At 35.2% G+C, this 2,853-nt stretch carries 2 protein-coding genes; one reads left to right on the forward strand and one right to left on the reverse strand.

The features are described from left to right. The first annotated feature begins 582 nt into the window (after positions 1-582). On the forward strand, positions 583-2,130 hold the full coding sequence (locus QZ265_RS10460; RefSeq protein WP_296405944.1) for a transporter associated domain-containing protein: 1,548 nt from the start codon (positions 583-585) through the stop codon (positions 2,128-2,130). A 197-nt stretch (positions 2,131-2,327) separates the two neighbouring features. Here QZ265_RS10460 and QZ265_RS10465 read toward each other — a convergent pair whose 3' ends face one another. Next, positions 2,328-2,768: a hypothetical protein gene (locus QZ265_RS10465; RefSeq protein ID WP_296405946.1), complete on the reverse strand. Its 441-nt coding sequence runs from the start codon at positions 2,766-2,768 to the stop codon at positions 2,328-2,330. Positions 2,769-2,853: the final 85 nt, after the last annotated feature.

Genomic DNA, 2,853 nt, shown 5'->3' on the forward strand with positions numbered 1-2,853 from the left:
AGGCTTATTTTTATGATAAAAACTTATTAAAAATAGCCGTTATTTGCTGTTTTTAACTATCATTGTAATTTTATTATTTTCATTAACATTATATCTTACGTCGTTGAATATTATTTTCATCTGCTGCCTGATTTTATTCTTAGAACAAGCAGTGGGAGGATGAGCAAACTTAATACGTTTTTATATTGAGCTGCTATTGCTATGGTTATCGGTGCATTTTTATTATCAATAAAAAGTTTACGCCGTTGAAACCAGTTTAAAACTCAGTTACAAATACATAATAGTTTTTGCATGCGACGATTTGCTAAGTAATCTTTTAATCGAGGAAAATTTCAGTCAAGGAAAGTGTGTTCTAACTGTCAAAAGTTGTGAATTGTCGTCAACTCATATGTAGTTTATCTCATCGATTAATCTGCTATGCTGATTTAGTATTTTGCTATGTATTTTATATAGTTAGCCAGAACCTAAATTATATTTTGCTAAGGTGAAAGTTGATCGCATAAATGTGCTAATCTCATATTTATGATTACTCAATGAAGCTGTGCAATCAATTATTTTAAATTTTAATAGGGCTTTTTTCCCATGATAGAACTATTAGCTGATCCTTCGGTTTGGCTGGGTTTTTTTACACTTTTTATCCTTGAGCTTGTGTTAGGTATTGATAACCTCGTTTTTATTGCTATTCTAGCCAATAAACTGCCGCCCCATTTGCGTGATAAAGCCCGTAACTTAGGTTTGACTCTAGCCTTGGTTATGCGCTTAGGTTTATTGTATGTGATGTCATGGCTGATTACTTTGACCAATCCTATTGCAATATTCGGTTCACTTGATATCTCAATTCGAGATTTGATTTTGATTGTTGGTGGTGTGTTTTTATTATTCAAAGCCACCGCAGAATTGCATGAACACATTGAAGGCAAGCCAGAGCATAAAGATGGCGAACTGCTTTACGCCAGTTTTACCGCTGTTGTTGTTCAAATCGTAACTTTAGATGCGGTTTTTTCATTTGATGCGGTCATTACTGCTGTCGGCATGGTAAAGCATCTTGAAGTTATGATGGCGGCAGTGATTGCGGCAATGGCAGTGATGATTTTGGCGTCAAAACCTTTGACTAATTTTGTGGGCAAACACCCTACGGTTATTATCTTGTGTTTAAGCTTCTTATTGATGATTGGCTTTAGTTTAATTGTTGAAGGCTTTGGTCTTCATTTACCCAAAGGTTATTTATATGCAGCAATAGGTTTTTCAATTTTGATTGAAGCCTTTAACCAATTCGCGAAACGTAACCGTACTAACTATGAAAACCGTGTTCCGCTACGCGAACGTACAGCTGATAATATTTTACGCTTAATGGGTGGCAAAACTGGTAGTAGCGATGAACTAGCGGCAGACAATCACTCAGATCAAATACAGACAGCATTTGAGCAAGAAGAGCGTTATATGATGAGCGGTGTATTGGCACTGGGTGAACGTGATATTGAGACGGTGATGACGCCACGTAGTGAGATTTCGTGGGTTAATATTCATGATTCAGTCACTGATATTAAAGTCCAAGTTTTTGGCACGCCCCATAGCTTATTGCCGATTTGTGATAATTCTATTGACACTGTATTGGGTGTAGTTAGATCAAAAAGTATTTTGCAAACTTTAGAGAGCGTGACTGATGATGATAAACAAGCACTTTATGAATTAGCAAAACAGCATCAACCTGTCTATGTTTCAGACGTTATAGATAATTTGCATTTAATCAAAGTTCTAAAAAAAGCAAAAGGTAACTTGGCAATTGTAATTGATGAATTTGGACAGCTTGCAGGTCTTGTAACGCCACTAGACTTATTTGAAGCTATTGCAGGAGAGTTTCCAGATGAAGATGAGTCACCTGATATTAATCAGCATGATGGGTTTTTGATTGTAGAGGGTACAGCCAGTCTTGACCAGTTACGACTAGAGCTAGGCGATCCAGATTTGTATGCTGATGCTGAACAGCTCACGATTGGTGGTTATCTAGGGGCTAAATCGCATACCATACCTAAAATTAATGAAGTGATTGAAGATGCAGGATATCGATATACTATCTTGGAGACACAAGCAAATCGTATTGTATTGATACGTATTGAGCCAATTGAATAGTCAATAAGTATGTAAATTACTGCAATAAGTCTAATACAGTCATTGTATTAGGCTTTTTTATATCTATTAGGCTTACCAATGTCGAAGCTATTATATTCTATCACTGTTTGACTGATTAAAATTTACAAGTTTAAATCTACCAATTTCATGACAGGAATCAAAAAAAATTATGTAATAGCTAAATTTGGTTAGTATATTCATATAATAGCAATAACAGCTTGTTGTATCATCCATACAATATTTTGATAAAAATATAAAAACTTGATGACAATTTCAAGAAATATCGAGTTGCTTTGAGGTATCGTCAGTGGAGTGGTTGGCGATATTAAGAAAGGTATAATAAAGAAAATTACAGTAGCAATCCTTTGAAACCATATGCTTAGCTGTTTTGAATGATCAGAGATTATAAGACTTATCATCGAAATAACGTTCAATACTAAAAAAGTAACTGAAAATCCAAGGGCTATCATAGGCATAACAACAGCTTTATATGATTTTTTGCCTGTAGTTAGTGTAGGCTTCTCAAAATATTTTGCAAGTTTAGTAAACTGATTGGGTGCTTTTTCATTAGATGATTCTGAGGTATCTTTATCTTCTAATATAGGTTCTTCCTCGTGAATGCCATCTTCCTTTGCCATAAAGTAATTAACCAAAATAAAGTCAGGCAATGAACCGCCCCGACTTTATCGGAGAGTGGATTGCTTGAGTCAGGCAGCTTTGTCT

The sequence above is a fragment of the Psychrobacter sp. genome (assembly GCF_018260395.1).
In the GTDB taxonomy this organism is placed as follows: Bacteria; Pseudomonadota; Gammaproteobacteria; order Pseudomonadales; family Moraxellaceae; genus Psychrobacter.

Excerpts from the sequence above, each read along its gene's own strand:
- QZ265_RS10460 (WP_296405944.1), top strand. The coding sequence starts at position 583 with ATGATAGAACTATTAGCTGATCCTTCGGTTTGGCTGGGTTTTTTTACA.
- QZ265_RS10465 (WP_296405946.1), bottom strand. The coding sequence starts at position 2,768 with ATGGCAAAGGAAGATGGCATTCACGAGGAAGAACCTATATTAGAAGAT.